Here is a 6,188-nt window from a genome sequence, read left to right as displayed (position 1 = left end):
CTGCTGGTCGGCGTGCTGGATTATACGGTGACGCGGCGGCTGAATTTCCGCGATCCCGACGCGGATTGACCGGCGCGCCGACGCCGGCGTGAGACAGGGAGTTGGACAGTTAAACGCGGTTTCTCGGCCGCGCAATGTTCTTGACTTATCAATGATAAAATAGAATGATATGGGACGAATTGGCCCGATGCGGTCAAGTTGCATGGAGAGCGATATGGCGGCCGCCCCGACACAGGCGTCCCCTGCGGCGTCGGACCGGACGATCCCGGCGCAGACGGACGGCGGCCGCATCCTGCCAGCGCGCGATCCGCGGATCGGCGCGGTCGCGTTCAGCATCGATGTCGCAGGCGCGGACGATGTCGTGGTCGGGGCAGCGCGGTTGCGGGCCGACCAGGCGGCCTGGGCCGCGATGCCGATGGCGGCGCGCATTGGCGTCATGCAGTGCTGGCTAGGCGGAGTCGCCAAACGGGCGGATGCGATCGCGACGGATGCCGACGACGCCAGTTCATCCGGATGCTGATCGACCATTTGCGGCAGGGCCGCTTCCCGTTCGACCGGTTGCTGCGCTTCCATCCCTCGCCGACATCGCAGCGGGCTTTGACGACATCCATCACGGCCGGGCGATCAAGCCGGTGTTACTGATGGATGGCGCGCCATGACGGGCGGGCGTCATCCGCGGTTTTTGAACCGGTACGGCCTGAAGGCCGCCATCACAGGAGAGAGATTTTGACCGACACCGCCCCGCCCCATCCCTTTGCGCCCCGCTTCACATTCGCCTTTACCGTCAGCATCGACCTGACGCCCGCCATCTTCCTGAAGCCGTCGAGCATGGGCACGACCCGCGCGGCGGTGTGGGCGGCGCAGGGGACGTTCGAGGGGCCGCGCATCAAGGGGCGGGTGATCCCGATGAGCGGCGGCGACTTTCCACTGGTGCGGCCCAATGGCGTGATCGATTTCGATGCGCGCTATATGCTGGAGGCGGATGATGGGACGCCGATCTATCTGCAAAGCCGCGGCTATCGCTGGGCCGAAGGGGAGGCGATGGAGAAGATGGCGCGCAACGAACCGGTGGGCCATGACGACTATTATATGCGCGTGTCGCCCAAGTTCGACGTACCCGAAGGGCCGCATGACTGGATGGCGAAGCATATCTTCGTCGGCGTGGCCGAGAAGGTGCCCAGCGCCAACCGCATCCATTATTTCATGCTGCTGTAGGCGCGCGCGCCGATCCCTTCATGCCCCTATCGCAGGACCGCCCGACATGACGACGCCCTTCCCCCAGACGATGGACTTTACCGGCTATAACGCCCCTTCCCGCATCGAGGCGGATATTTACGACCTGGTCGTGGAGGGGGAGATTCCGGCGGAGATCGCCGGGCGCTGGTATCGCGCGACACCCGATCCGCAATATCCGCCGATGCAGGGGGACGACACCTATTTGTCGGGCGACGGCATGATCAGCATGTTCCTGATCGAGGATGGGCATGTCGATTATAAGAGCCGCTATGTGATGACCGAGCGATTGAAGAACGACCGTAAGGCGCGGCGATCGCTTTATGGGCGCTATCGCAATCCCTATACCGACGATGCCAGCGTGCGCCATGCGCCGGGGCGCAGCGCGGCCAATACGACGCCGATCTTTCACGCGGGCCGTTTGCTGGCGACGAAAGAAGACGGGCGGCCGATGGAGCTGGACCCCGACACGCTGGCGACGATCGGCGAATATGATTTCGGCGGCAAGTTGCGCAGCCAGACCGTCACCGCGCATGTGCGGATCGATACCGATACCGGCTATATGTATATGTTCGGCTATGAGGCCGGGGGGCTGGCGACCCGCGATTTTGCCTATGGGATCGTCGATCCGTCGGGCGAGCTGATCAGCGAACAATGGTTCGAAGCGCCCTATGTCGGGATGGTGCATGATTTTGCCGTGACCAAAAGCCATGTGATCTTTCCCTTCTTTCCCGTCACCGCCGACCTCGATCGATTGAAGGCGGGCGGGCCGCATTGGGTGTGGAACCCGGACGAGGAAACCGTGATCGGCATCATGCCGCGCGAGGGGAAGGTGGAGGATATCCGCTGGTTCCGGGGACCGCCGGCGGTGTCCTTCCACTTCATGAATGCGTTTAGCGAAGGCGAGGTCGTCCATGTCGATTTCGGGCTGAGCGAGATGGTGCCCTTCCCCTTCATGCAGCGGGATTCGGGACTGGAGCCGCGATTGGGCGGCGCGCGCAACGGGGTGGTGCGCTGGACATTCGACCTGGCGGGCCAGGCAAACACATGGAGCGAGCGGCCGATCGCGCCGCCGGGCGACTTTCCGCGGGTGGCGGACAAGGACCATATGAAGGATTATGAGATCAGCTATTATCAGGGCTTCGACCCCGGCAACGGCCCGCCGCTGGCGGCCGGGCCGGTCGGGGTCGGGTTCAATACGCTCTATCGGTTGAACGTGAAGACGGGCGAGCGGCGCGCCTATAACGCAGGGCCGCAGACGACCTTGCAGGAACATGTCCATATCGCGTCGAAGCAGGCGGGGCATGAGGGCTGGCTGTTGTTCGTGGTGGACCAGCATGACAGCCAGTTGTCGCAAGTGCATCTGCTGGAGGCGGAGCATCCGGAAAAGGGACCGATCGCACGGATTCATGTGCCGATGCGATTGCGCAATCAGGTGCATGGAAGCTGGGTGGCGGAGGAGATGGTGGCGGGGTGAGAGTGCGCTGTTCCCTGGCGGAGGCCGGGGTTCAGCGGCATCAGATGCTTCGCCGAGAAACCCTGGACCTCGGCCTCCGCCGGGGAACGTCATGATGGCGACGCAACCGGGCGGCGATGCCGCGTCGGCATGGAGGTCTGGATAGGCAGACGTCATTTCTTTGTGCTGTCTTCCATCGTCCAGGCAGGATGGACGAAAACGGCAAAGGTGGTGACGGGCGGGTCAGGCGGCGGTGCGTTCGCCTTCCCCGCTTTCGGCGCGGGCGAGTTTATCGACCAAGCGGGAGAAGAGGATCACCGCCTTGTCCGCGGTCGTGGGCATGATGCGCGGATCGGCGGTGCCGTCGATCACGCGCTGCTGCGCTTCGATGATCGTGCGGTCTTCGGCAAAGGCTTGATCGGCGATGGTCATGAGGATGTCGCGCAATGCCGCGTCGCCATGGTCCCGGTGCGGTCCCCAGGAGAAGAAATAGCGGGCCTTGCCATCTGCCATGGGCGTGACCGCCTGGCTGGTAAAGGTGACGCCCGATTCCGCCTGCGCCAGATCGGGCGGCGCGTGGCCCAAGGCGTCCGCCGTGCCGATCGGGAAGCTGCCGCCGGTCATCAGCAGCACGCCGGGGATGAGGAAATCGTAGGTCGAGAACCGATCGCGCGGTTCGTCCGCGCCCGGGCGGCTTTTCATGCCCGGTTGGGCGGTCAGCCAACGCTGCACGCGCACGCCACGGTCCAGCGGAATTACCTGCGGGCGGTTTTTCGCCCAGTCTTCGGTCGCGCCGAAGCTGTTGGCATGGACATAGGAGAGATGGCTGAAATCAAGGAGATTATCGTTGATCAGCCGGGCTTCGGCCGCATAGTCGAGCTGGCCGCGCCCCAATATATAGTGCGGATCGTCAAAACCCACGGCGGGCGGGATCAGCGCTGGGTCGGCTCTGGCCGGGTCGCCCATCCAGACCCAGATCCAGCTATGCCGATCCTCGACCGGGTAGGATCGCACCCGCGCTTGCGCCGGGATCATGTCCTGCCCCGGAATTTCGACCACCCTGCCCGCCGGATCGAACAGCAGGCCATGATATAGGCAGCGCAGATTTTCGCCCTCGCAACGGCCCAGCGACAGCGGCGCCAGGCGATGGACGCAGCGATCCTCCAGCGCGACGATACGGCCGGTGGCGGTGCGCAGCAGGACGATGGGTTCGCCAAGGATCGATGTCGCGACCGGCTTTTCAGGTTCCAGATCCTGCGTCCAGGACGCGACATACCAGGCGTTGCGGACATAGGTCATGGTGCGGATATCCTTGTGGCTGCTCTCCTGTCGGCCAGCTTACTTAACACCGTTAAATTGTCAATCAGCGGGTGCGGAAATCGGGGATGTCGGCGGGCGGCAGACGGCGACCGAGGATGAGGTCTGCGCCCTTTTCGCCCACCATGATCGACGGGGCGTTGGTGTTGCCGCCCGGCACGGTGGGCATGATCGACGCATCGACCACGCGCAGCCGGTCGATGCCGCGCACGCGCAGTTGCGGATCGACCACGGCGTGCGATCCCACGCCCATGGAGCAGGTGCCGACCGAATGATGGGTGGTGATCAGGATCGACCGCAGCCACGCTTCTATCTGCGCGTCGGTCTGCACGGCGGGACCGGGCATGAGTTCATTCGCGATCAGTCCGGCGAGCGGCTGCGTGGCGTAGAGTTCGCGCACGATCTTCACGCCGCGCACCAGCGTATCGACATCGCGGCGGGTGGACATGAGGTTGAGTGTGATGCGCGGCTTGTCCGCCGGATCGGCCGATCGCAATTCCATCCAGCCGCGGCTGTCGGGGCGCAACAGGCAGACGACGGCCGAGACACGATGCTCCTGCCGCTTGCCGATGCCCGGCACCCACGGTTTGGCGTCGATGCGCACCGGGTTGAAATAGATTTGCAGGTCGGGCTGCTCCAGCCCCGGCAGCGATCGGATTTCCGCATGGGCGCTGTTGGACTGGGAGGCGAGGATGCCCTTGCCGAAGAGCGCCCAGTTGGCGAGCGAGACAGCGAGTTTATCCAGCCGCAGTTCGTTGAGCAGCGTCACCGGCTCCTTCGTGTCATATTCCAGCCAATAGCCCGCATGTTCCGACAGGTTGCGGCCGACGCCGGGCAGGTCGAGGACCGGTTCGATCCCCATTTCGCGCAGATGATCCGCCGGGCCGATGCCCGAGAGCATCAGCAATTGCGGCGAGTTATAGACGCCGCCGGCCAGCACCACTTCGCGGGCGGCGTGGGCGGTCTGGGGCTTGCCGTTCTGGGTGTAGGCGACCCCCTTCGCCACGCCGTCTTCGATCAATAGCTTGGTTGCATAGGCGCTGGTCGCTATGGTGAGGTTTTTACGGCGGCGGATCGGGCGGAGATAGGCGCGCGCGACGCTGGACCGGCGGCCCCGCGCCGTGGTGGTGGTGTCGCCGGGGCCGAAGCCTTCGTGCAACTGGCCGTGATGATCGTCCGTGATCGGATAGCCCAGTCGTTCCGCCGCCTGCATCACCGGGTCGGTCAGCAGTTTCCGGGTGTCGATGCGGCTGACCTGCAACGGACCGGACCCGCCATGATAGGGGCCTTCGCCGCGCCAGTTGGTTTCGGATCGTTTGAAATAGGGCAAAAGGTCGGCATAGCCCCAGCCTTCGCATCCCATCTGCCGCCAAGTGTCGTAATCGGCGGGATGGCCGCGCGAATAGAGCATGCCGTTGATCGTGGAGGAGCCGCCCAGCACCTTGCCGCGCGGCAACAGCACGCGGCGATCATTGAGATGCGGCTCCGGTTCGGTTTGATAGGCCCAACTGGTATGGGGATAGCGCCAGCTGTGGAAGCCCAGGGCCAGCCGATAGAAAAACTGGCTGTCGCGCCCGCCCGCCTCCAGCAGCAGGACGGAGACATGGGGATCGGCGCTCAGGCGATGGGCGAGGACGCAACCGGCCGAACCGGCGCCGACGATGATATAATCGAAGCGGGACATGGGCGGCCTTCAGCGGGCGAGATAGAAGCGAAAAATCGAATGGTCGGGGTTCGAGCGCCGCTCGCCCGCGCCGATCAGGACCGAGCGCGCCAGCCAGTCATGCGGCCCTTCGGGCACTTTGAAGGTCGGGGTGAAGCGGAAATAGTCGGGCTGCGGCGTGCCGTTGGACAGGCGCGCGGTGCCAGGCCTGGCCGAGACAAGATAGCCGCGATTGTTGATATAGATTTTCGTGCCGTCGTCGGTTTCGAGCAGATAGTGGGAATTGATTTCGATCACCCCGTCCGGCCGCACGGTCGCGAAATCCGCGCCGCTGTTCGGCACGACGATACCGTTGAGGCGCGGACCATAGATGCGGCCGCCGCTGGTCGGGGTGTAGCCCTGGCTATGGCCGCCGGGCAGCGGGCCGAAGATGCAGCGATCGGCGGTGAAATCGACATGGATATCGAACATATGTTCGAGGGCGACGTCCAGGGGATCGAACATTCCCATCCTCTTCCG

Annotated in this window: 6 protein-coding genes; 3 read left to right on the top strand and 3 right to left on the bottom strand. The window is 64.3% G+C overall.

What is annotated here, in order from left to right; translation table 11 throughout:
* Window positions 1-214 precede the first annotated feature (214 nt).
* The 3 genes from U5A89_RS21250 to U5A89_RS21240 all read left to right on the top strand — a co-directional run bounded on the left by U5A89_RS21250 (window position 215) and on the right by U5A89_RS21240 (window position 2,710).
* Window positions 215-520, top strand: coding sequence for a hypothetical protein (locus U5A89_RS21250; RefSeq protein WP_338162953.1), 306 nt, complete (start codon window positions 215-217; stop codon window positions 518-520).
* Between the two features lie 206 nt (window positions 521-726).
* Window positions 727-1,215: a DUF3237 domain-containing protein gene (locus U5A89_RS21245; RefSeq protein ID WP_338162952.1), complete on the top strand. Its 489-nt coding sequence runs from the start codon at window positions 727-729 to the stop codon at window positions 1,213-1,215.
* Between the two features lie 46 nt (window positions 1,216-1,261).
* Window positions 1,262-2,710: a lignostilbene-alpha,beta-dioxygenase NOV2 gene (locus U5A89_RS21240; RefSeq protein ID WP_338162951.1), complete on the top strand. Its 1,449-nt coding sequence runs from the start codon at window positions 1,262-1,264 to the stop codon at window positions 2,708-2,710.
* 222 nt (window positions 2,711-2,932) lie between these two features.
* Here the strand turns inward: U5A89_RS21240 and U5A89_RS21235 are convergent, their stop codons facing one another.
* The 3 genes from U5A89_RS21235 to U5A89_RS21225 form a co-directional block, all read right to left on the bottom strand.
* On the bottom strand, window positions 2,933-3,988 hold the full coding sequence (locus U5A89_RS21235; RefSeq protein ID WP_338162950.1) for an aromatic ring-hydroxylating dioxygenase subunit alpha: 1,056 nt from the start codon (window positions 3,986-3,988) through the stop codon (window positions 2,933-2,935).
* Window positions 3,989-4,052: 64 nt separating this feature from the next.
* Window positions 4,053-5,690 carry a GMC family oxidoreductase gene (locus U5A89_RS21230; protein ID WP_338162949.1) on the bottom strand — a complete coding sequence of 546 codons (1,638 nt, stop codon included), beginning with the start codon at window positions 5,688-5,690 and terminating at the stop codon, window positions 4,053-4,055.
* Between the two features lie 9 nt (window positions 5,691-5,699).
* Window positions 5,700-6,173 (bottom strand): DUF3237 domain-containing protein, encoded by a 474-nt coding sequence (locus tag U5A89_RS21225; RefSeq protein ID WP_338162948.1) that lies wholly within the window; start codon window positions 6,171-6,173, stop codon window positions 5,700-5,702.
* Window positions 6,174-6,188: the final 15 nt, after the last annotated feature.

Source organism: Sphingobium sp. HWE2-09 (genome assembly GCF_035989265.1).
Classification (GTDB): domain Bacteria; phylum Pseudomonadota; class Alphaproteobacteria; order Sphingomonadales; family Sphingomonadaceae; genus Sphingobium.
This window is presented reverse-complemented; position numbering and strand designations above follow the sequence as displayed.

Excerpts from the sequence above, each read along its gene's own strand:
- U5A89_RS21250 (WP_338162953.1), top strand. The coding sequence starts at position 215 with ATGGCGGCCGCCCCGACACAGGCGTCCCCTGCGGCGTCGGACCGGACG.
- U5A89_RS21240 (WP_338162951.1), top strand. The coding sequence starts at position 1,262 with ATGACGACGCCCTTCCCCCAGACGATGGACTTTACCGGCTATAACGCC.
- U5A89_RS21235 (WP_338162950.1), bottom strand. The coding sequence starts at position 3,988 with ATGACCTATGTCCGCAACGCCTGGTATGTCGCGTCCTGGACGCAGGAT.
- U5A89_RS21230 (WP_338162949.1), bottom strand. The coding sequence starts at position 5,690 with ATGTCCCGCTTCGATTATATCATCGTCGGCGCCGGTTCGGCCGGTTGC.
- U5A89_RS21225 (WP_338162948.1), bottom strand. The coding sequence starts at position 6,173 with ATGTTCGATCCCCTGGACGTCGCCCTCGAACATATGTTCGATATCCAT.